A 22,906-nucleotide genomic window follows, 5' to 3' on the forward strand; every position below is an offset into this window, starting at 1 on the left:
AAATATGACGTTGCAAGGAAAAGTTGCCTTAGTGACAGGTGCATCTAGAGGGATTGGTCGTGCTATTGCATTGGAACTAGCGAAGCAAGGTGCTAGTGTAGTAGTAAATTTTGCAGGAAGTGAAGCAAGGGCAAACGAAGTGGTGGATGAAATAAAAACAATTGGTTCTGAAGCAGTTGCGATTCAAGCTGACGTTGGAAATTCTGAAGCGGTATCTTCTATGATTAAAGGTGTGATCGCTAAATTTGGCAAGCTAGACATTCTAGTAAACAACGCCGGAATAACAAGGGATAACTTGTTAATGAGAATGAAAGAAGATGAGTGGGATACTGTCATTAATACAAATTTAAAGGGCGTATTCAATTGTACAAAGGCTGTTACCCGCCAAATGATGAAGCAAAGAGCTGGAAGAATAATTAATATTGCTTCAGTCGTTGGAGTAGCAGGTAACCCTGGACAAGCAAACTACGTTGCTGCAAAAGCTGGTGTGATAGGTTTAACAAAAAGTTCTGCTAAGGAATTAGCAAGTAGAAACATTACAGTAAATGCAATAGCCCCAGGCTTTATTACAACTGATATGACCGATGAATTAAATGAAGATATTCGTAATGAAATGTTGAAACAAATTCCACTTGTGAAATTTGGTGAACCGACAGACGTAGCAGCTGTTGTGGCATTTATAGCTTCTGAAGCAAGTGGGTATATGACTGGACAAACATTGCACGTTGATGGCGGAATGGTCATGTAAAGAGTTTAACAAAAAGGTGCTTTTAATAAGGCTGTTATTGTAAAATTTGTTGATTTTTTAATAGAATGTGAACAGCTAGATGGTATTATTATCCGATTGTCCTAAAAAGAAGAGAAGGTACGACGAACGCTTTAGAAAGACGTGATCTCTTAGAATGAAAAACAACAATCGATACGAAAACAGCCTTTTAAAATAATACAACTAGTTTTTTGAATGAAAATACACTATAATATTTGAGGGGAGGTGAGCAATAATGGCAGATGTTTTAGAACGTGTAACTAAGATTATCGTTGATCGCCTTGGAGTTGAAGAGTCAGAGGTGAAATTAGAATCTTCATTTAAAGATGATCTTGGTGCTGATTCCCTAGATGTAGTAGAGCTAGTGATGGAGCTTGAAGACGAATTCGATATGGAAATTTCCGATGAAGATGCTGAAAAGATAGCTACAGTTGGTGACGCTGTTAACTACATAAACGGTCAGCAATAATTCCGTTTTATCTATTAAAAGTCCCGTTTAAGGCGGGACTTTATCATCATAATAGGTGCCATATTAGTACATAGGCAATAAAGTGCAATGATCAACCTCTAGAAATGAACAATTCCGAACATCAAGTTTTGTTGGAGGTACCTAAAATAACATGAAAAAAACAGGTATTGAAAAGCATGCGAAATTTAATGAATTTCAAGAAAAAATAGGTTTTCGATTTCAAAATAAAAAATTGTTGTTGCAAGCATTTACGCATTCATCTTATGTGAATGAGCATCGAAAACGGCTCTATGAAGATAATGAGAGATTAGAGTTTTTAGGAGACGCAGTTCTTGAGTTAACAATTTCCCAATATTTGTATAAAAAATACCCATTGCTAAGTGAAGGCAAATTAACGAAACTTCGTGCTGCTGTAGTTTGTGAATCTTCTCTTGTTTCTTTTGCAAATGACCTATCCTTCGGTAAGCTAGTTTTGCTAGGTAAAGGAGAAGAGTTAACTGGTGGACGAGAACGACCAGCATTATTAGCGGATGTATTTGAGGCATTTATTGGAGCATTATACTTAGATCAAGGAATTGACGCTGTTTGTTCCTTTCTAGATATGGTTGTATTTCCTAAAATAAATGATGGTGCTTTTTCTCATACGATGGATTATAAAAGTCAGCTTCAAGAATTAATTCAGAGAGATGGAGCTGGTTTACTCGAATATAAAATCTTACAGGAAAACGGTCCTGCTCATAATCGAGAGTTTGTATCTTCAGTTTGTATAAATAACAAAACACTTGGTGAAGGTAGGGGGAAGTCAAAAAAAGAAGCAGAGCAAAACGCTGCGAAAAAGGCTTTGCAAAAAGTAAAAGAATCATTATAACACCATTAATGCCCCCTTTATGGGGGTATTTTTAAAAAGGCTCTATTCGTATAGCTTGTTGCTATTCAAACATTTATTACTAGGCTAGAGCTATGGAAATTATGGTTATAAAAAATAAGATGCCAAAGAATGTTATTTGTGAACGTATTAATGTCTTAGTTCAGAAAGATACGAAGATAGCCATTAATCAACAACACATACCAAATTAAGTAAACTATAAGGCTGATCAAATGAAATGCTGCCTGTGCTAGGCAGAGATAATCAAGTGTACACACGTCATAATAAAAGAATTTTTAGTAATAGGAGGGATATTCATGTTCCTCAAACGGTTAGATATCGTTGGATTTAAATCGTTTGCAGAAAGAGTTTCTATTGATTTTGTGCCAGGTGTAACTGCAGTAGTTGGGCCGAACGGCAGTGGGAAAAGTAATATTACCGATGCTATTAGGTGGGTATTGGGGGAACAATCTGCAAAATCTCTACGCGGAGCGAAAATGGAAGATATTATTTTTGCAGGTAGTGACTCAAGAAAACCATTGAATATAGGAGAAGTAACGTTAACATTAGACAATGAAGACCAGTTTTTACCGATAGATTATCATGAGGTAAGTGTCACAAGGAGAGTTTTTCGTTCAGGAGAAAGTGAATTTTTAATAAATAAACAGCAGTGTCGACTAAAAGATATTGTTGATTTATTTATGGATTCAGGTCTTGGAAGAGAAGCTTTTTCAATTATAAGCCAAGGTAAAGTAGAAGAAATTTTAAGCAGTAAAGCTGAAGAAAGGCGCTCTATTTTTGAAGAAGCTGCTGGAGTGTTAAAATATAAAACTCGCAAGAAAAAAGCAGAATATAAATTAGCTGAGACCCAGGAGAATTTACACCGTGTCTCTGATATCGTCCACGAGCTTGAAGGTCAAATTGAGCCACTAGAAATTCAATCATCAATTGCTAAAGATTATATCGAAAAGAAGGAGGACCTCGAAAAAATTGAGGTTGCCTTAACAGTATTTGAAGTAGAAGACCTTCATAAAAAATGGGAGGACCTTCGTAATATATTTCAACAACATAAAAATGATGAAATCGAATCCTCTTCTTCTTTACAGAAATTAGAATCTGAAATTGAGCACCATCGTGAGCAAATAATCGCGCTTGATGAATCTATAGATGATCTTCAAGAAGTACTACTGCTCGCTAGTGAAGAATTAGAAAAGCTAGAAGGCCGGAAAGAAGTTCTGAAGGAACGCAAGAAAAACGCCTCCCAAAATAGAACACAATTAGAAAAAATAATTGATGAATTTGAGGTAAAAAGACACGATCATTTAGCTCAAAGAGATGAAGAAGCTCAGCTACTTAAACATTATGAAGAAGATGTTAATGTTAAGCAGCTTGACTTAAAGCAGAAAACACAAATGTTTGCATCTTATGATCAAAATATTGAAGACGTAATTGAAGGGTTAAAAAGTGACTATATTGAATTATTAAATAAGAAAGCTGCCTTGAATAATGAACTTACAAATATTGAAGATCAGCTGAAACAACAAAATGTCCGTAAATCACACTTAGAAGAAGTAAATCAAAAATATATTATTCAACGAAAAGAAACGAATGATCAAAAACTACTACTCCAAGCTAAAATTTCGAAAGTTCAAGAAGAAATTAACGAACAAATTAGTACATTTCGAAATAAACAAACAAACCTGGAACAGTTGAAGACCAAGTACCAAAAAAAGGAGAATTTACTTTATCAAGCTTATCAGTACTTACAGCAGACCAAATCTCGTAAAGAAATGTTGGAAGAAATCAAAGAAGATTATTCCGGATTTTTTCACGGTGTTAAAGAAGTATTAAAAGCTAGAGATAAACATTTGCAAGGTGTTGAAGGTGCCATCGCAGAATTAATTCAAGTACCTCAGGAGTATGAAATTGCTATAGAAATAGCATTGGGAGCAGCAACACAGCATATTGTCGTTCATGATGAACAAAATGCTAGGCAAGCTATTAGTTATTTAAAGAAAAACTCATATGGCAGGGCTACATTCTTACCATTATCAGTCATCAAAGAGCGTAAAATTTCAGATCTGCAACTAAATCAAATAAAAAACCATCCATCATATGTAGGGGTTGCTTCAGACTTAATAACATTTGATGAAAAGTATAGCGCTGTATTGAAAAACGTACTAGGGACAGTAGTCATTACTACTGATTTAAAAGGTGCAAATGATTTAGCAAGGCAATTACAATTTAGGTATCGCCTCGTTACACTTGAAGGTGATGTTGTAAATCCTGGTGGGTCCATGACAGGTGGGGCAGTAAAACAAAAATCAAATTCGTTATTAAGCAGAGGACGTGAGCTTGAAGAGCTTTCAGTGAAAGTACTTGATATGGAGCAAAAGACTTCACAGCTTGAAGCTCAAGTAAAGGAACTGAAGGACACCATTAAAGAAGTCGAGGCAGGGCTTGAAGTTTTACGTGAAACGGGAAATACGCTTCGTTTGAGTGAGCAGTCAATAAAAGGAGAAATTCGAGAGCTAGAAATAGAAGAAAAAAATGTTAACGATCGTTTAACTGTTTACGACTTTGAAAAAGAAAATTTCTCACAACAAATGAATGAAATGAATGCAAGAACAAGAACGATTAAAGAACAAGTGAGCGTCATCAAAAACCAAGTGATGAATCTTGATCAAGAAATTGAAAAACTTACTTTAGAAAAGAATGACCAACAAATATCAAAAGAATCATTACAAAAAGAAATAACAGAACTAAAGGTTGAATTAGCAAGCCAAGAGCAGCTGTTAGCGAATCATCAAGAGAAAGCAGGTCGCACATTACATGCTATGGCTGAAATTGAAGATAAATTGCAGGAAGCGAAGGAGGACCTTTCATTACTGCAAAATGAGATGAGTTCAAACTCATCGGGTGAAGAGGTTTTAGTCTCTGAAGCTGTAAAAAAGAAACATGATAAATCAGCTACTGTTCAACTTATCGCTGAACGTCGCGATCAACGGCTTCATTTACAGCAGAAATTAGAGGATCAGGAGCGCGAAGCGAAAGAACAAAAACGACAATATAAGCAGCTTGTAGAGGTTTTACGCGATGAAGAAGTAAAAATTAATCGTCTAGACGTGGAATTAGAAAACAGATTAACTCACTTACGAGAAGAATATATGTTATCTTTTGAGGCTGCGAAAGAACGATATCCTTTGGATTTGAATATAGAGGAAGCTAGGCAGAAAGTAAAATTAATTAAGCTTGCAATTGATGAGCTTGGAAATGTTAATCTTGGTGCAATTGATGAGTTTGAGCGTGTAAATGAGCGTTATTCCTTTTTACAAGAGCAGAAGGAAGATTTGCTACAAGCAAAGGACACATTATATCAGGTTATCGATGAAATGGACGATGAAATGAAGCGAAGGTTTCAAACAACATTTAACAATATCAGTTCTCACTTCGAGCCTGTTTTCCAAGCATTATTTGGTGGTGGAAGGGCAGAATTGAAGCTTACAGATCCAGGGGATTTATTAAATACTGGAGTTGAAATTATTGCACAGCCACCAGGGAAAAAACCTCAAAATCTTAGTTTATTATCAGGTGGAGAAAGAGCTTTAACTGCTATAGCATTATTGTTTGCAATTTTAAAGGTTCGTCCTGTTCCATTTTGTGTTTTGGATGAGGTAGAAGCTGCGCTAGATGAAGCTAATGTCCATCGTTTTGCACAATATTTACAACGTTATAGCTCAGATACACAATTTATAGTTATTACCCACAGAAAAGGAACAATGGAAGAAGCTGATGTTCTTTATGGAGTTACGATGCAAGAATCGGGTGTGTCTAAGCTAGTATCAGTTCGACTCGGTGAAACTGCTGAATTGGTTAAGTAAGGATCTTTTCATCAAATAAGTACAATAAAAAAAGTAGTATATATTGTTATTCATCGATATACAAAAGAAAAGATGCCACGAACGTTAATGGTGATTAGCTCATAATACGAAAAGCAACAATTAATGCGAAAACAGCCTAAAGTAAAGAAACGTTAACAATGGGATCTTTTCGTAAACTTTGTTGCTATTGTAATCAAATTAGTACTATAAAAAGTGGTTTATATTGTTATTCATCGTTATTCAAAAGAAAAGATGCCACGAACGTTAATGGTGATTAGCTCATAATACGAAAAGCAACAATTAATGCGAAAACAGCCTAAAGTAAAGAAACGTTAACAATGGGATCTTTTCGTAAACTTTGTTGCTATTGTAATCAAATTAGTACTATAAAAAGTGGTTTATATTGTTATTCATCGTTATTCAAAAGAAAAGATGCCACGAACGTTAATGGTGATTAGCTCATAATACGAAAAGCAACAATTAATGAGAAAGCAGCCTAACTAAAAGATACTTGAGAAACTATTTTATGAAATAAGAAGGGAAGAACAAATGTGAGCTTTTTTAAAAAATTAAAAGAAAAAATTACTAAACAGACAGATTCTGTAACAGAAAAATTCAAAGATGGTTTATCGAAAACAAGGGATTCTTTTTCAGAAAAGGTGAATGACCTTGTTGCGAGATACAGGTCTGTAGATGAAGATTTTTTTGATGAGTTGGAAGAAATCTTAATTGGAGCAGACGTTGGTGTAGCAACTGTAATGGAATTAATTGATGAATTAAAAATGGAAGTAAAACGTAGAAATATACAGGACACGAGAGAAGTTCAAGATGTTATAACAGAAAAGCTAGTTGAAATTTATGAAGGGCAGGACGATTTATCTGCTAAGATAAATATTCAAGAGCAATCTTTAACTGTCATTTTGTTCGTTGGAGTTAATGGTGTTGGTAAAACAACTACTATTGGAAAACTTGCAAATAAATTTAAAAATGAAGGAAAATCAGTATTATTGGCTGCAGGAGATACATTTCGTGCTGGTGCTATAGACCAACTGGAAGTATGGGGAGATAGAGTTGGTGTGGATGTAATTAAGCAATCTCCAGGCTCTGACCCTGCTGCAGTTATGTACGATGCAGTTCAGGCAGCTAAAGCGCGCAACGCTGATATTTTATTATGTGACACAGCAGGTAGATTGCAAAACAAAGTTAATCTAATGAAAGAACTTGAAAAGGTAAAGCGTGTGATCGAACGGGAAGTTCCAGGAGCTCCTCACGAAGTGTTACTCGTTTTAGATGCTACCACAGGTCAAAATGCGATGAGCCAAGCTAAGCAATTTGCAGAATCAACAGATGTGTCAGGAATTGTTTTAACAAAGTTAGACGGTACTGCAAAGGGAGGTATCGTATTGGCTATTCGAAATGAGCTATCGATTCCTGTTAAATTGGTCGGTCTTGGGGAAAAAGTTGATGATTTACAACAATTTGACCCAGAACAATACGTCTATGGCCTTTTTGCTGGTTTAATCGCTGATACTGAAGCATAAAAGAGCTGTTAAGAAAAAAACTTGACATTAATGATTTGACCTAGTACAATTTGTAAAGGTAATTCACTTAACATAGGGGGAAAGACCATGCTTGAAAAAAAGACAAGAATGAATTATCTATATGATTTTTATCATTCGTTGTTAACGGAAAAGCAACAAAGCTATATGTCTTTATATTATTTAGACGACTTTTCCCTTGGTGAAATTGCTGAACTGTTTAATGTTAGTCGCCAGGCAGTATATGATAACATTAGACGGACGGAAACGATGCTTGAACAGTATGAAGAGAAGTTGTTGCTATTTCAAAAATTTCAGCAACGTCAAACACTTTTTTCTGATCTGAAAGAAATCATGTCAAGTAGCGTTCAGGACAATACAAAACAGCTTGCAGTACTTAATGAACTCGAGAAATTAGAGTAAGGGGGCGGCATAGAAATGGCATTTGAAGGATTAGCCGACCGACTGCAAAATACAATTAAGAAAATCACAGGCAAAGGAAAAGTAACGGAAGCAGATGTAAAAGCGATGATGCGAGAAGTGCGTCTTGCATTATTAGAAGCGGACGTTAACTTTAAGGTTGTTAAGGATTTTGTGAAACGAGTCAGTGAAAGAGCTGTCGGTCAAGAGGTTATGAAGAGTTTAACCCCTGGTCAACAGGTTATTAAAGTAGTAAAAGAAGAGCTGACTGAACTGATGGGTGGAGAGCAAAGTAAAATTGCTGTAGCAAATCGTCCGCCAACTGTTATCTTAATGGTAGGGTTACAAGGTGCAGGTAAAACAACTCATACTGGGAAAATAGCAAATTTACTTAGAAAAAAATACAACAAAAATCCACTTATAGTAGCTGCTGATATTTATCGACCTGCTGCTATAAAACAGCTACAAACGTTAGGAAAACAGCTGAGTATGCCGGTTTTCTCTCTTGGTGACCAAGTGAGCCCGGTGGAAATAGCTAAACAGGCAATCGCGCAAGCAAAAGAACAACATAATGATTATGTTCTTATTGATACTGCTGGGCGACTCCATATCGATGAAGCATTAATGGATGAGCTAGCTCAAATCAAAGAGGTAACAAACCCTCATGAAATTTTCTTGGTCGTCGATGCAATGACGGGTCAGGACGCTGTTAACGTAGCTGAAAGCTTTAATAGCCAACTTGGAATTACAGGTGTAGTTTTGACGAAGCTTGATGGAGACACACGTGGTGGTGCTGCATTATCGGTAAAGGCTGTTACAGGTAAACCAATTAAGTTTGTTGGTTTGGGAGAAAAGCTTGATGCTCTTGAAGCATTTCATCCTGAACGCATGGCATCTCGTATACTAGGTATGGGGGATGTACTAACATTAATTGAAAAAGCTCAAGCTACAGTTGATGAAGATAAAGCCAAAGAGTTAGAACAAAAAATGAGGACAATGTCCTTTACGTTTGATGACTTTTTAGAACAACTATCCCAAGTTCGTTCAATGGGCCCTCTAGATGACTTAATTAATATGTTACCTGGAGCAAACAAAATGAAAGGTCTGAAGAACGTTCAGGTGGATGAAAAGCAAATTGGTCATGTTGAGGCTATTATTCGTTCGATGACGAAAGCTGAAAAAGTCCAGCCAGAGATTATTAATGCAAGTAGAAAGAAGCGAATTGCAAAAGGAAGCGGAACTTCTGTTCAAGAAGTTAACCGTTTGTTGAAGCAGTTCGAGGACATGAAGAAAATGATGAAACAAATGACCAACATGTCCAAAAGTAAGAAGAAGGGTATGAAATTCCCGTTTATGTAGGGAAAATAATACTGTTAAGAAAAAACACTTTACAAACATATTGATTTTTTGATAATATACTATTCTGTGTGAAATATTTTCGGAGGTGCTTATAATGGCAGTAAAAATTCGTTTAAAACGTATGGGAGCAAAAAAATCTCCTTTTTATCGTATTGTAGTAGCAGATTCACGTTCACCACGTGATGGTAGAATCATCGAAACAGTTGGAACATACAACCCAGTTGCAGAACCAGCTCAAGTAAACATCAATGAAGAGTTAGCTCTTAAGTGGATGCAAGATGGAGCAAAACCATCTGATACTGTTCGTAATCTATTCTCAAAACAAGGGATTATGGAAAAATTCCATAATGCTAAAAACAGTAAGTAACTATTGTGAATCGGATGAGACAGTTAATTGAAACGATCGTAAAAGCCCTTGTCGATTATCCGGATGATGTATTGGTGAAAGAAACATCTGATGAGCGCAACATAACATACCATTTATCTGTCCATAAAGAAGACATGGGAAAAGTAATTGGTAAGCAAGGTCGAGTGGCAAAAGCGATACGCACTGTTGTTTATGCAGCAGGCGCAAGTGAAAAGAAACGAATTCATCTAGAGATTAATGATTAATAGCAATGTTAAACAAATCACATGAACGGGAATAATGTCGACAGTAAGTCTCACTAACCAGAGCCGCAACCTGTGGCAAACGTGCGAACAGCATGACGTATACGAGCGTAGTCGCCAGACATATTTCCCGGACGATTTGAACATCCGCTAATTGTACGTGTTCAAATGGGAGGAGAAAAAGGTCGGAGAAGAACAAGGCGGCGTAGGTTTGAGCACCAGAGTGTACGTTTAAAGGGTACATGAGGAGCGGAAAAACAAGCCAACGCAGTAATTCGCCAGACATATTTCCCGGACGATTTGAACATCCGCATATAGAGAAAAGGGTGGGGGGTAACCCCCTCCCTTTCTTTACATTTAGACGTGCTTTGTTTAGGGAAGAGAAAACTACTAACAAAGGTCGTCACTTCACCCATCCATATGAAGTCAAGAGATTTCGTGTGTATGGGTGAAGTACTAAGCTTTAATGAGAACGATATATTTCTTTGTTATACTTATGGGTATACAGGTACTGTTAACGTGAGTTTCAATGCACAATAAGGGTAGAACGAACCTATTAAAGGGATGGTTGCCATGAAAATTATACAAAATATAATTGTAAAGCAAGTACTCACTGAGAAAAGTAAAGACGGTCTACTAGATAAGTTTCAAAAGTCAAAATTTCAATTGCAAAAAGAATGTGATCAGCTCCGATTTGAACGAAAGAAAATGGAAAATAATAAGAAGTATCAGGCATCAACACTACATACATATTTTGAACGAGAAATAAATTCGAGGCTGGATAAAATAAAAGTTTTGGATTTTCAAATTGAACAGCTAGAAATTTTACCTATTGGCAGTGAATTAAGAGAAAAAGAAGTACAGGCGATTGTCGATATAAATGTTGGTGATAGTTGGGACGACATATCTCATGACAAAACAATTATTATCAAGGAAGGTATTGTAGTAGAAATGAGATAGAGGTGAAGTTAAATGGGCAAGTGGTATAATGTTGGAAAAATTGTTAATACTCATGGTATTAAAGGAGAAGTAAGAGTCATTTCGAAGACGGATTTTGCAGAAGAACGTTATCAACTAGGGAATAAGCTCTATATTTTTACAGATGAAAATAATCAACCTATCGAGGTTGTAATTAAAAGCCATCGTTTGCATAAAAATTTTGATCTGTTGACATTTGAGGGCTACCACAACGTAAATGAAGTTGAGAAATATAAGGGCTCCTTACTAAAAGTCCCTGAGGATCAATTAGGTGAACTTGATGAAGGTGAATTTTATTTCCATGAAATTATCGGTTGCCATGTATATACAGATGAGTCAAAAGAACTAGGTACAGTTAAGGAAATATTAACACCTGGTGCAAACGATGTGTGGGTCGTCAAAGGACATAATAATCAAGAAATACTCATTCCTTATATCGATGAAATTGTGCTAGATATTAATATTCATGACAAGAAGATTATTATTAAACCATTAGAGGGGTTACTGTAAATATGAAGATTGACATTCTTACATTGTTCCCTGAAATGTTTGAAGGCGTATTTGGTCATTCTATATTAAAAAAAGCACAAGACAAAGAAGCTGTATCATTAAAAGCAACTAATTTTCGTGAATATACGACTAACAAGCATGGGAAAGTTGATGATTACCCATATGGTGGTGGGGCAGGCATGGTATTAACCCCACAACCTATTTTTTCAGCCATCGAAGACTTGAGCAAAGAAATAAATACGAATCCGCGAATCATATTAATGTGCCCTCAAGGTGAGAAATTTAATCAAAGTAAGGCAAAAGAACTATCAACAGAGGATCATATTGTGTTCATTTGTGGCCATTATGAAGGGTACGATGAAAGAATACGCGAGCATCTAGTTACTGACGAAATATCCATTGGTGATTTTGTTTTGACAGGTGGAGAATTGGCTTCGATGGTCGTTATTGATAGTGTTGTTAGACTCCTTCCTGGAGTGTTAGGGAATGATGAATCAGCTGTTGAGGAGTCATTTTCTATGGGTTTGCTTGAACATCCGCAATACACAAGACCAGCAAACTTCCAAGATCATCAAGTGCCTGATGTTTTATTATCTGGGAATCATCAAAGAATTTCAGAGTGGCGTCAAAAAGAATCTTTGAGGCGTACACTACTTCGCCGACCAGATTTATTGAGTCAAGCTGACCTTACACCTCAACAAGAAAAATGGTTAGACGAGTTAAAAAAACAACAAAGCTAGTTATTGCATGTCATTCATTTTTATGCTATGATGTTTTTTGTGACTAAGGATGAATATCTTTATGTTACGGATGACTGATGTTCCGCTGTAATGTAAAACATTGGAATGAACATCTGTGGAAGGAGTTGAAAACGATGCAACAATTAATTGAAGAAATCACAAAAGAACAGTTAAGATCAGATCTACCTGAATTCCGTTCTGGTGACACTGTACGTGTACACATTAAAGTTGTCGAGGGTAGCCGTGAGCGTATTCAGGTGTTTGAAGGTGTAGTAATTAAGCGTCGTGGTGGCGGGATTAGCGAAACATTTACTGTCCGTAAAGTATCTTACGGTGTAGGTGTTGAACGTACATTGCCATTACATTCACCTAAAATTGCTAAACTTGAAAGAATTCGTCGTGGTAAAGTACGCCGTGCAAAACTTTACTACTTACGTAACCTTAGAGGTAAGGCTGCGCGTATTAAAGAAATTCGATAATAGAACTAAAAAGGAGCTTGTCTATCAAGCTCTTTTTTCATATATAAGATTAAAAAGCATAGGTGGTAGCGTTATGACAACTAAAAAAAATGAATTGTTTGAGTGGGTTAAAGCATTAATTATTGCCATATTGTTAGCTGCGGTCATCAGATACTTTCTTTTCGCACCCATCGTAGTTGATGGAGAGTCAATGATGCCAACCTTAAATAATACAGACAGAATGATTGTCAATAAAATCTCATATACAATCGGCGAACCTCACCGCTTCGATATCGTTGTATTTCATGCTAATGCTGAAAAAGATTATATAAAAAGAGTGATTGGCTTGCCAGGTGATCATGTAGAATATAAAGATGATACTCTTTATATTAATGGTGAAAAGTTTGAGGAGCCATATTTAGATGAAAAAAAGAAAGAGTTAATAGCAGGTACACCTCTTACAGACCCATTTGAAGTTACAGTTCCGGATGGAGAGTTATTTGTTTTAGGAGACAATCGTCGTGCAAGCAGAGACAGCCGCCATATTGGAACGATACCTATTGATGAAGTCCTTGGAAAAACTAGTGTTGTGTATTGGCCATTTTCTCAAATAAGGATAGCAAACTAGTAAGAGAGGATGAAATGAAAAAATGACAATTCAATGGTTTCCGGGGCATATGGCTAAAGCAAAACGCCAGGTCATTGAAAAAATAAAACTCATAGATATCGTCTTTGAGCTTGTAGATGCACGTATTCCAGCTTCTTCAAGAAATCCAATGGTTGATGAAATGATTAGTAATAAGCCAAGACTTATTTTACTTAATAAAGCTGATATGGCTGACCCAAGTAAAACAAAAGAGTGGATAGACTACTTTCAACAACGAGGGGATCGAGCTATACCAATTGATTCTCAGTCAGGTAAAGGGATGAAGCAGATTGTTGCCATTTCAAAAGAAATGCTGCAAGACAAATTTGATAAGATGAGACAAAAAGGCGTGAAACCACGTCCAATTAGAGCTGTTATAGTAGGAATTCCTAATGTAGGTAAATCAACGTTAATCAATCGTCTAGCAAAGAAAAAAATTGCTCAGACAGGTGATAGACCTGGAATAACAAAAGCACAACAGTGGATTAAAGTTGGTAAAGAATTAGAACTCTTAGATACTCCGGGTATTTTATGGCCGAAGTTTGAGGACGAAGCTGTTGGGTTAAAGCTTGCTACAACAGGTGCTATAAAAGATACGATTTTAAACTTACAAGATATTACTGTATACGCTTTAAGATTTTTAAGCAATCAATATCCAGATCGGTTGAAAGATAGATACAATTTGCAAGAAATTCACGATGACATCGTCATAACCTTTGATGAAATCGGCAAAAGACGAGGCTGTATCATGGCTGGTGGAATAATAGATTACGATAAAGTATCTGAGTTAGTCTTGAGAGAGATACGTTCAGAAAAACTTGGACCATTAACATTCGAAAGTCCTGCCGAATATGAGTAACAAAGTGTTTTAAGAGGTCATATACATAACACCTCTTTTCAATTGACTTCAGGGTGACTTAAGTACTTGTAGTAGGTGATAAAGTCACTAGCCCTTTTCTTTGTGTAACAAATGTAATCAAATGACCTTGCTCAGTAAGGACTTAGCTTATCTGAGCTTATCTTGTTTTGCTCGCTTATGTTAGCGGGCCTTTATTTTTTTTATTTAGAACCGATATAATGAATAAGCTGTTGTAGTATATAATGTGTTTTTCCTATGAAGAAAGAAAAACACATTATATACTAACTAGTGTTTGTCGCATCTCTAAAAGATAAAAGACGCAAATAATAGCTTCTTACTGTTCTAATTTAAAGACGATTGCAACGAAGTTTAGACAATGCTGTTTGCGCATTGCTTTGATTTTCCTACTAAAAGATTAACACGAGAATAGACCTTGGCATCTATGCCTCAGACATACATCTACAATGGCATTAGACCTCATTTTGCTACTAATCTTAACTGAGTGACAATAAACGCAAAGAGCCATATTGAAAGAGTGATTAAGATGAATAAACTTACTGTTAAACAAATAAAACAAATTTTAGATGGTACGACTAATATTAAAGATCCAATTATTAAAATATGCAAGGATGATGACCGAAAAGGTGTTCAACAGCTGTTGACTAGGTGGCTGAAGCAACAGGAGGAACATCACACACAACGACAGTTATTTATCGAGATGAGTACATATGAACAAAGCTTATACGAACAAGGGTATAACAGCATTGCAGGTATAGATGAGGTTGGTAGGGGGCCACTTGCTGGTCCAGTTGTCGCTGCAGCTGTGATACTGCCTAAAGACTTTTATTTACCAGGGTTAAATGACTCGAAAAAGCTCTCAATGAAGAAAAGAGATTATTTGTATGAATATATTGTGGAACATGCGGTAGCGACAAGTGTTGGCATCATTTCAGCACAAAAAATAGATGAAGTAAATATATATCAAGCAACAAAACATGCGATGAAACAGGCAATTGAAGACCTTACAATACAGCCTGACTTCCTATTAATTGATGCGATGGAGTTGTCAATGGACTTACCCCAGTTATCTATTATCAAAGGGGATTCGAAAAGTATTGCAATCGCAGCTAGTTCTATTGTCGCAAAAGTGACTCGGGACAGGATAATGCTAAACTTAGCAGAAGAGTTTCCTCAATATCAATTTGAAAAGCATATGGGGTATGGTACGAAAGAGCATGTCACAGCATTACAACAGTTTGGAGTAACGAGAGAACACCGTAAAACGTTTAGCCCAGTGCGTGAGACATTAGAACTTGTCAGTGAGGTGTAAACAAATATGATTCATCCGTCGCTTATGCACACTCTTATTAACGATATGCAAATTCAACATACTAAAGCTATATCAATTAATCAAGGAGATATTTTTAAAGGGAAGGTAACGAAGCTTTTTCCTAATAATATTGCTGCTGTTCAAATTGGTGCAATGAAATTATTTGCTTCATTTGAAGTACCGTTATCGGTAGGTGCGAACTATTGGTTTCAGGCTTCAAATCATGAAGGACAATTATATTTAAAAGTACTAGAAAATGCCACATTTACAAAAAATCAAATGAATGAGTCTAGTATGATTAGCAAACTCCTCAGCCAATTTCAATTAGAAGACTCTAAGGTTAACGTTGCTCTTCTCCGTTTTTTGATGAAAGAAAACATGCCCTTCACTAAAGTGGAGATCAACCATGCTAGTAATTGGTTTCAACAATCTACTGATCGTGAAGGAACGTTACAAACGATTAAAACGATGCTCGTTAATGACCTCCCATTTACGGATGAAGTTTATAATTCAATTTCTTCTACATACGGCAAAGAGCCGTTGAGCAAACAGTTGCATCAAATTCAAGAATTATTAGGAGCTCAAAAATTCCAATCAACAGAGAATAAACTGCTGCAGGCGAAATTAGCGTCGATTATTTCGGTAAATAGTCAATCGCAAGAAAATACTTTAAGTAAGCTTCTGCAGACGCTCATTGATGACAAAACTCACATCACTGACAAACAAACTATATTATCAATACTCGATAAAATTACTGTACAAACAACCAATTATAACAAGTCTATACGAGTAGATGTTGATCCAGCCAAGGATCAAGGACAAAGGTCAGCTATATTACCAAATATCGACAAAACGATAGCTCAGCTACAAACAATATTACCGGCGGAGGGGTTGACTAATAAAGATAAAAGTATCATTGGCACAATCTCTTCACGTCTAGGCTCAAATGTGGATGTGAGTAGCATTAGCAATAAACTTAATGAAATTGTTGTGCAAATAACTAAAAGTGGTAAGGATGATTTAATAGGTTTTAGTAATAAGGAGAAACAGCTTCTTTCCCAAATGGGTCAATCAGTTCAAAATAATGAAGGATGGGGAAATGGTACAGTAGTTAAAATGGCATTTCAACAAATTAGTAAAGCGTTGGGTTTAGACTATGAATCACTATTAAAAGACTTTACAAAAACCCCCCACGATATCGAAATTGAAAGGGTAGAGTCAATAAAACCATTACTGTTAACCATCTTACAGCAATCTGTATCTAAGCAGCTAAATGACAACATTGAGACAGTATTATACAAATTAAATGCGCAACAATTGTTAAGTCAGGAACAAGGTCCATTTCAACATATAATGATGCAGCTACCTGTACCGTTATACGATCGCTTGACTGATGTATCAATACAATGGAGTGGGAAAAAACAACAGAGTGGTGAAATTGATCCGAATTTTTGTCGAGTCATCTTTTATGTTGAGTTAGAAACAATAAAGGAAACAGTCATAGATGTGCACATTCAGAATCGTATTATTAATATTTCAATTATTAATGATACAGAAGGATTGGCTAACCTCATTAAAAATATGCAGCATGTGTTAAAAGAAAACTTGCTTACGTTAAACTATCAACTATCTTCAGTTAAAGTTTTACAGTCGAGTGAAGGAGAGAGGAATTTGGCAATCACTCGGTCTATAGGAGAAAAGGTGCACGTAGATAACAACTATTATGGAGTAGATATACGTATATGAGTGAAAAAGTAGATTTAATGAGAGAAGCGATTGCACTTAAATATGATAGAGAAAAAAAAGATTCCCCAACGATTATTGGTAAGGGAAAAGGGATTGTTGCAGAGAATATTATTTCTGTAGCTGAAGAGCATAATATCCCTCTTCAAGAAGACCCAACACTCGTAAATTTGTTAAGTCAGCTAAATATTAATGAAGCAATTCCCGAAGAATTATATGAAGCAGTAGCAGAAATTTTTGCTTTTATTTACCGTGTGGATAAACAACAAGGTGAAAGATAAAAATATTAATTTTGTTGGAATGCTAGACAATATACTAGCCATTATATAAAATGAAAGCGCAGTCTATTTTATTTTGTTATTTAGTAGGAGGATGGGAAATGAATATCCATGAATATCAAGGGAAAGAAATCCTCAGAAGTTACGGGGTAGCTGTTCCGAATGGTAAAGTGGCATTTTCAGCTGAAGAAGCAGCTGAAGCAGCGAAAGAATTAGGAACGGAAGTTTGTGTTGTGAAAGCGCAAATCCACGCTGGTGGTCGTGGTAAAGCAGGTGGCGTGAAAGTTGCGAAAAGCGTTGATGAAGTTCGTACATATGCAAATGACCTTTTAGGTAAAATACTTGTTACTCATCAAACGGGTCCAGAAGGTAAAGAAGTCAAACGCCTATTAGTTGAAGAGGGCTGCGATATTAAAAAGGAATATTATATAGGTCTTGTGTTGGATCGTGAAACTTCCCGTGTCGTCTTAATGGCGTCAGAGGAAGGTGGAACAGAAATTGAAGAAGTAGCAGAAAAAACACCTGAGAAGATTTTTAAGGAGTACATTGATCCTGTAGTTGGATTAACTGGCTTCCAAGCTAGACGAATTGCATTTAATATTAATATCCCTAAAGAGCTAGTGAACAAGGCTGTCAAATTTATGATAGGTCTTTATACAGCATTTATCGAAAAGGATTGTTCCATTGCTGAAATTAACCCACTTGTTGTAACAGGTGATGGGAATGTTATGGCGCTAGATGCAAAATTAAACTTTGACTCAAATGCTCTCTATCGTCAAAAAGATGTTTTAGCTTACCGTGATCTTGATGAGGAAGACCAAAAAGAAATTGAAGCTTCGAAATATGACTTAAGCTATATTTCATTAGACGGTAATATCGGTTGTATGGTTAACGGAGCCGGCCTTGCGATGGCGACAATGGATATTATTAAACATTACGGCGGAGACCCAGCAAACTTCCTTGATGTTGGTGGTGGTGCAACTGCTGAAAAAGTAACAGAAGCTTTCAAAATCATACTATCTGACGAAAGTGTTAAAGGGATTTTTGTTAATATTTTCGGTGGAATTATGAAATGTGATGTTATTGCAACAGGTGTTGTAGAAGCTGCTAAACAAGTAGAATTAAGCGTTCCTCTTGTTGTCCGTTTAGAAGGAACAAACGTCGACCTAGGGAAGAAAATTTTACAAGAGTCAGGTTTAAATATTATTGCAGCAGAATCAATGGCTGATGGTGCTCAAAAAATCGTAGAACACGTAGGGTAAGAAAGGCAGGGGAACGAAATGAGTGTATTTATTAATAAAGATACAAAAGTAATCGTCCAAGGTATCACAGGTTCAACAGCTCTTTTTCATACTAAGCAAATGTTAGAATATGGCACGCAAATCGTTGCTGGTGTGACACCAGGAAAAGGTGGAACTGAAGCTGAAGGCGTCCCAGTATTTAACACGGTTGAAGAAGCAGTGAAGGCAACAGGCGCTAATGTATCTGTCATATATGTGCCTGCTCCATTTGCAGCAGATGCAATTCTAGAAGCAGTAGATGCTGAGCTTGACCTTGCGATTTGTATTACTGAACATATTCCAGTTCTTGATATGGTAAAGGTTAAGAAGTATATGGAAGGTAAAAAGACCCGTTTAGTTGGGCCAAATTGTCCAGGGGTTATTACTCCTGAGGAGTGTAAGATCGGTATTATGCCTGGTTACATTCATACAAAAGGGCATGTAGGTGTAGTGTCTCGTTCAGGAACATTAACCTATGAAGCAGTACATCAGCTATCACAAGCTGGAATTGGTCAATCTACTGCAGTAGGGATTGGTGGAGACCCTGTGAATGGGACGGATTTTATCGATGCTCTCAAGGCATTTAATGAAGATCCAGACACATATGCTGTAATTATGATCGGAGAAATCGGTGGTACAGCCGAAGAAGATGCTGCATTATGGGTGAAGGAAAATATGACAAAACCTGTAGTCGGATTTATCGGTGGGAGAACAGCACCTCCAGGAAAACGTATGGGACATGCTGGTGCCATTATTTCTGGTGGAAAAGGGACTGCTGATGAAAAAATTAAAGTGATGAACGAGTGTGGAATTCAAGTTGCTGATACTCCAGCAGTAATGGGAGAAACTTTAATTTCTACCCTTAAGGAAAAAGGCATTTACGAAAAATGTAAAACTCATTAATCTATAAATAAATAGTCCCATACCACTCGGTTTGGGGCTATTTAATCTGAAAGGAAGGAGCTAATGGACACTTTTCGCAACAGATTAATACATCTACATCATTGTCGTGGCATCGGATGGAGGTCAATAAAAAACCTCTTAACTTACGATCCGAATTTAACAAAAATCTATCAATCTTCTTTTACAGATCTTCGACCGCATCTCCCAATCTCCACTACTCAACTGAAAAATCTCATGAAAGATTTGCATTCTTCTAACATCCAAAGTATGCTAAATAAGTATAGTGATTACAATATTCACATAGTTACAATATTTGACGATGAATATCCAAACATGCTAAAACAAATATATGATCCCCCTTGGGTAATCTACGCCAAAGGAGATATTCGATTACTTTCAGATCATAAATGTCTTAGTGTTGTTGGGGCGAGATCCCCTTCTCCGTATGGTTTGAGAAGTTTAGAAAGGGTCATTTTACCTTTAATTCAGTCGGGGTGGACCATTATTAGTGGCTTAGCAAAAGGTATTGACTCTAAAGCACATGAGTTAACTTTATTACACAACGGAAAAACAATCGCTGTAATTGCAGGTGGTTTTCAATATATTTATCCAAAAGAGAATGCAAAACTTGCAAATATGATAAGTAAGGAAAATTTACTATTATCAGAATACCCGCCCTTCGTAAGGCCTGAACGTTGGCAATTTCCTATGAGAAATAGAATTATCAGCGGTTTATCGTTTGGTACAGTTATTATAGAAGCAAGAGAATCGAGTGGTTCGCTCATTACAGCTGATCAAGCCTTAGAGCAAGGAAGAGAGGTATTTGCTATACCAGGATCAATTTTTGCTGAGCATTCAATTGGAACGAATAAGCTCATTCAACAAGGGGCAAAGCTCGTTATGTCGAGCAACGATATTGAAGCTGAAATTATATCACAAATATAATGTTTGTTAACTTTTTTGAGAGTAGTGTTTGACAAACTGTATGTGAATATTTAATAATAGTGAAGATTTTATAAATCAGAAAAAATTATATTAATATTGAGAGTTGAGAATATAGATAGGCCATTTGTGAACGCCTAGAGAATTATTATCATTACCCTCTTGAGGAGGACATTTGAATGTCAGATTATCTTGTTATTGTGGAATCGCCTGCTAAGGCTAAGACGATTGAACGATATTTAGGAAAAAAATATAAAGTAAAAGCTTCCATGGGACATATTAGAGACTTACCAAAAAGTCAAATGGGTGTCGATATAGACAAAAACTTTGAGCCAAAGTATATTACGATAAGAGGTAAAGGGCCAGTTTTAAAGGAATTAAAAAATGCCGCAAAAAAAGCAAAAAAGATTTACTTAGCGGCTGACCCCGATCGTGAAGGAGAAGCGATCGCTTGGCATCTTGCTCATAGCCTAGCAATCGATGTTAATTCAAACTGCCGGGTCGTATTTAATGAAATAACGAAGGATGCGATTAAAGAGTCATTTAAGCATCCTCGTGCGATAAACATGGATTTAGTCGATGCCCAACAAGCTCGAAGAGTACTTGACAGATTAGTAGGGTATAATATTAGTCCTTTATTGTGGAAAAAAGTAAAAAAAGGCTTAAGTGCTGGGAGAGTACAGTCAGTAGCACTCAGATTAATCATTGATCGTGAAAAAGAAATTGAAGAATTTACTCCAGAAGAATATTGGTCAATAAAATCCGATTTTGTTAAAGGCAAAAAACAGTTTGAAGCTTCCTTTCATAGTATGGATGGGGACAAATTAGAGTTAAAATCAGAAGACGATGTAAAGAGTGTGCTTAGTAAAATAAACGGGAATGAATTTCTAGTAAATAACGTGACAAGAAAGGAACGAAAACGTAATCCAGCGCTGTCATTTACGACATCATCATTACAACAAGAAGCTGCGCGAAAGCTAAATTTCCGTGCAAAAAAAACAATGATGCTTGCACAGCAACTCTATGAAGGGATTGAGCTTGGTAAGGGTGGTACAGTCGGTCTCATTACATACATGCGTACTGACTCAACAAGGATTTCTGATACTGCTCAAAATGAAGCTGCTGCTTACATAGAAGATAAATATGGAACAGAATTTTTATCCGAGGATAAACGCAACAAAAAAAAGAAAGCTAATACTCAAGACGCACATGAAGCAATTAGACCAACTGCTACACAACGGGACCCAGCTTCAATCAAACAGTATTTAAGTAGAGATCAATTTCGTTTATACAAGCTTATTTGGGAACGGTTCGTTGCAAGTCAAATGGCTCCAGCAACGATGGATACGATGACTGTTGCGCTAGAAAATGAAGGTGTGATGTTTAAAGCACATGGTTCAAAAGTAAAGTTCCCAGGGTTTATGAAAGTGTACGTTGAGAGTACAGATGATCAAGTAGAAGAAAAAAATCATATGTTACCTGATCTGCAAAAGGGTGATACAGTTATTTCAAAGGACCTAGAGCCAAAGCAGCACTTTACACAACCACCGCCGAGATATACAGAAGCAAGGCTAGTAAAGACGCTTGAAGAGTTAGGTATTGGAAGACCATCAACGTATGCGCCTACTTTAGACACTATTCAAAGGCGTGGTTATGTTGCGCTAGAAAATAAGCGGTTCACTCCAACTGAATTAGGTGAAATAGTATTGGACCTCATAGTTGAATTCTTCCCAGATATTATTGATGTAGAATTTACAGCTAATATGGAACAAAACCTTGACGAAATTGAAGTTGGAGATGTTGAATGGATTTCAATTATTGATCAATTTTATCAAGACTTTGAAAAGCATTTAACAAAAGCAGAGAAAGAAATGGAGAAAGTGGAGATTAAGGATGAACCTGCAGGTGTTGATTGTGAGCTTTGTGGGAATCCAATGGTCATAAAGATGGGAAGATACGGTAAGTTCATGGCCTGCTCAAATTTCCCTGATTGTCGTAACACGAAGCCGATCGTAAAAGAAATAGGTGTTCAATGTCCAAAATGTAATAAAGGGAGTATTGTTGAACGCAAAAGTAAAAAGAAAAGAGTATTTTATGGGTGTAACTTGTACCCAGAATGCGATTTCGTTTCTTGGGATAAACCGATTGCACGTATGTGTCCTAAATGTGACCACATGCTTGTTGAGAAAAAACTGAAAAAAGGTATGCAAGTTCAATGTGTAAATTGTGACTATAAAGAAGAGCAACAGAAGTAACCATAAAGGTGAGCTAACTTGACGCTCACCTCTTTTAGATAGCAAAAAAACTGAGAAAGTTAATGCAATAATGGAGG

The 22,906-nt window shown here is 36.4% G+C and carries 22 protein-coding genes; all 22 read left to right on the top strand.

Translation table 11 applies throughout. The features are described from left to right. The first annotated feature begins 4 nt into the window (after window positions 1-4). On the top strand, window positions 5-748 hold the full coding sequence (gene fabG, locus SLH52_RS07595; RefSeq protein ID WP_320208663.1) for a 3-oxoacyl-[acyl-carrier-protein] reductase: 744 nt from the start codon (window positions 5-7) through the stop codon (window positions 746-748). 253 nt (window positions 749-1,001) lie between these two features. Then, on the top strand, window positions 1,002-1,235 hold the full coding sequence (acpP, locus tag SLH52_RS07600; protein ID WP_214482652.1) for an acyl carrier protein: 234 nt from the start codon (window positions 1,002-1,004) through the stop codon (window positions 1,233-1,235). A gap of 151 nt (window positions 1,236-1,386) precedes the next feature. Continuing rightward, window positions 1,387-2,103: a ribonuclease III gene (gene rnc, locus SLH52_RS07605; RefSeq protein WP_320208664.1), complete on the top strand. Its 717-nt coding sequence runs from the start codon at window positions 1,387-1,389 to the stop codon at window positions 2,101-2,103. A 314-nt stretch (window positions 2,104-2,417) separates the two neighbouring features. Then, window positions 2,418-5,981 (top strand): chromosome segregation protein SMC, encoded by a 3,564-nt coding sequence (smc, locus tag SLH52_RS07610; protein WP_320208665.1) that lies wholly within the window; start codon window positions 2,418-2,420, stop codon window positions 5,979-5,981. 551 nt (window positions 5,982-6,532) lie between these two features. Beyond that, window positions 6,533-7,522 carry a signal recognition particle-docking protein FtsY gene (gene ftsY, locus SLH52_RS07615; protein ID WP_320208666.1) on the top strand — a complete coding sequence of 330 codons (990 nt, stop codon included), beginning with the start codon at window positions 6,533-6,535 and terminating at the stop codon, window positions 7,520-7,522. Between the two features lie 87 nt (window positions 7,523-7,609). After that, window positions 7,610-7,942 (top strand): putative DNA-binding protein, encoded by a 333-nt coding sequence (locus SLH52_RS07620; RefSeq protein WP_320208667.1) that lies wholly within the window; start codon window positions 7,610-7,612, stop codon window positions 7,940-7,942. A gap of 15 nt (window positions 7,943-7,957) precedes the next feature. Beyond that, window positions 7,958-9,298: a signal recognition particle protein gene (gene ffh / locus SLH52_RS07625; RefSeq protein WP_320208668.1), complete on the top strand. Its 1,341-nt coding sequence runs from the start codon at window positions 7,958-7,960 to the stop codon at window positions 9,296-9,298. Window positions 9,299-9,392: 94 nt separating this feature from the next. Then, on the top strand, window positions 9,393-9,665 hold the full coding sequence (gene rpsP / locus SLH52_RS07630) for a 30S ribosomal protein S16 (RefSeq protein WP_214482658.1): 273 nt from the start codon (window positions 9,393-9,395) through the stop codon (window positions 9,663-9,665). 14 nt (window positions 9,666-9,679) lie between these two features. Continuing rightward, entirely contained in the window at window positions 9,680-9,910 is a 231-nt protein-coding gene (locus SLH52_RS07635; protein WP_214482659.1) for a KH domain-containing protein, read from the top strand. 570 nt (window positions 9,911-10,480) lie between these two features. Continuing rightward, window positions 10,481-10,867, top strand: a complete 387-nt coding sequence (locus SLH52_RS07640; protein WP_320208669.1) for a YlqD family protein — start codon at window positions 10,481-10,483, stop codon at window positions 10,865-10,867. Between the two features lie 12 nt (window positions 10,868-10,879). Then, entirely contained in the window at window positions 10,880-11,395 is a 516-nt protein-coding gene (rimM, locus tag SLH52_RS07645) for a ribosome maturation factor RimM (RefSeq protein ID WP_320208670.1), read from the top strand. A 2-nt stretch (window positions 11,396-11,397) separates the two neighbouring features. Next, window positions 11,398-12,135, top strand: a complete 738-nt coding sequence (gene trmD, locus SLH52_RS07650) for a tRNA (guanosine(37)-N1)-methyltransferase TrmD (RefSeq protein WP_320208671.1) — start codon at window positions 11,398-11,400, stop codon at window positions 12,133-12,135. Between the two features lie 134 nt (window positions 12,136-12,269). Then, window positions 12,270-12,614: a 50S ribosomal protein L19 gene (gene rplS / locus SLH52_RS07655; protein ID WP_214482781.1), complete on the top strand. Its 345-nt coding sequence runs from the start codon at window positions 12,270-12,272 to the stop codon at window positions 12,612-12,614. 73 nt (window positions 12,615-12,687) lie between these two features. Then, window positions 12,688-13,221 carry a signal peptidase I gene (gene lepB / locus SLH52_RS07660; protein WP_320208672.1) on the top strand — a complete coding sequence of 178 codons (534 nt, stop codon included), beginning with the start codon at window positions 12,688-12,690 and terminating at the stop codon, window positions 13,219-13,221. A gap of 22 nt (window positions 13,222-13,243) precedes the next feature. Further along, window positions 13,244-14,098: a ribosome biogenesis GTPase YlqF gene (gene ylqF, locus SLH52_RS07665; protein ID WP_320208673.1), complete on the top strand. Its 855-nt coding sequence runs from the start codon at window positions 13,244-13,246 to the stop codon at window positions 14,096-14,098. A gap of 544 nt (window positions 14,099-14,642) precedes the next feature. Beyond that, on the top strand, window positions 14,643-15,428 hold the full coding sequence (locus SLH52_RS07670) for a ribonuclease HII (RefSeq protein ID WP_320208674.1): 786 nt from the start codon (window positions 14,643-14,645) through the stop codon (window positions 15,426-15,428). A gap of 6 nt (window positions 15,429-15,434) precedes the next feature. Further along, window positions 15,435-17,174 carry a hypothetical protein gene (locus tag SLH52_RS07675; RefSeq protein ID WP_320208675.1) on the top strand — a complete coding sequence of 580 codons (1,740 nt, stop codon included), beginning with the start codon at window positions 15,435-15,437 and terminating at the stop codon, window positions 17,172-17,174. Then, on the top strand, window positions 17,171-17,452 hold the full coding sequence (locus SLH52_RS07680) for an EscU/YscU/HrcU family type III secretion system export apparatus switch protein (RefSeq protein ID WP_320208676.1): 282 nt from the start codon (window positions 17,171-17,173) through the stop codon (window positions 17,450-17,452). The genes SLH52_RS07675 and SLH52_RS07680 overlap by 4 nt, the downstream gene beginning before the upstream one ends. 98 nt (window positions 17,453-17,550) lie before the next feature. Continuing rightward, window positions 17,551-18,711 carry an ADP-forming succinate--CoA ligase subunit beta gene (sucC, locus tag SLH52_RS07685; protein ID WP_320208677.1) on the top strand — a complete coding sequence of 387 codons (1,161 nt, stop codon included), beginning with the start codon at window positions 17,551-17,553 and terminating at the stop codon, window positions 18,709-18,711. Between the two features lie 18 nt (window positions 18,712-18,729). Then, on the top strand, window positions 18,730-19,632 hold the full coding sequence (gene sucD, locus SLH52_RS07690; RefSeq protein WP_320208678.1) for a succinate--CoA ligase subunit alpha: 903 nt from the start codon (window positions 18,730-18,732) through the stop codon (window positions 19,630-19,632). A 63-nt stretch (window positions 19,633-19,695) separates the two neighbouring features. Beyond that, window positions 19,696-20,577, top strand: coding sequence for a DNA-processing protein DprA (gene dprA / locus SLH52_RS07695; protein WP_320208679.1), 882 nt, complete (start codon window positions 19,696-19,698; stop codon window positions 20,575-20,577). Between the two features lie 176 nt (window positions 20,578-20,753). Next, window positions 20,754-22,829 carry a type I DNA topoisomerase gene (gene topA / locus SLH52_RS07700; protein ID WP_320208680.1) on the top strand — a complete coding sequence of 692 codons (2,076 nt, stop codon included), beginning with the start codon at window positions 20,754-20,756 and terminating at the stop codon, window positions 22,827-22,829. Window positions 22,830-22,906: the final 77 nt, after the last annotated feature.

The sequence above is a fragment of the Cytobacillus sp. IB215665 genome (assembly GCF_033963835.1).
GTDB lineage: Bacteria > Bacillota > Bacilli > Bacillales > SM2101 > Nanhaiella.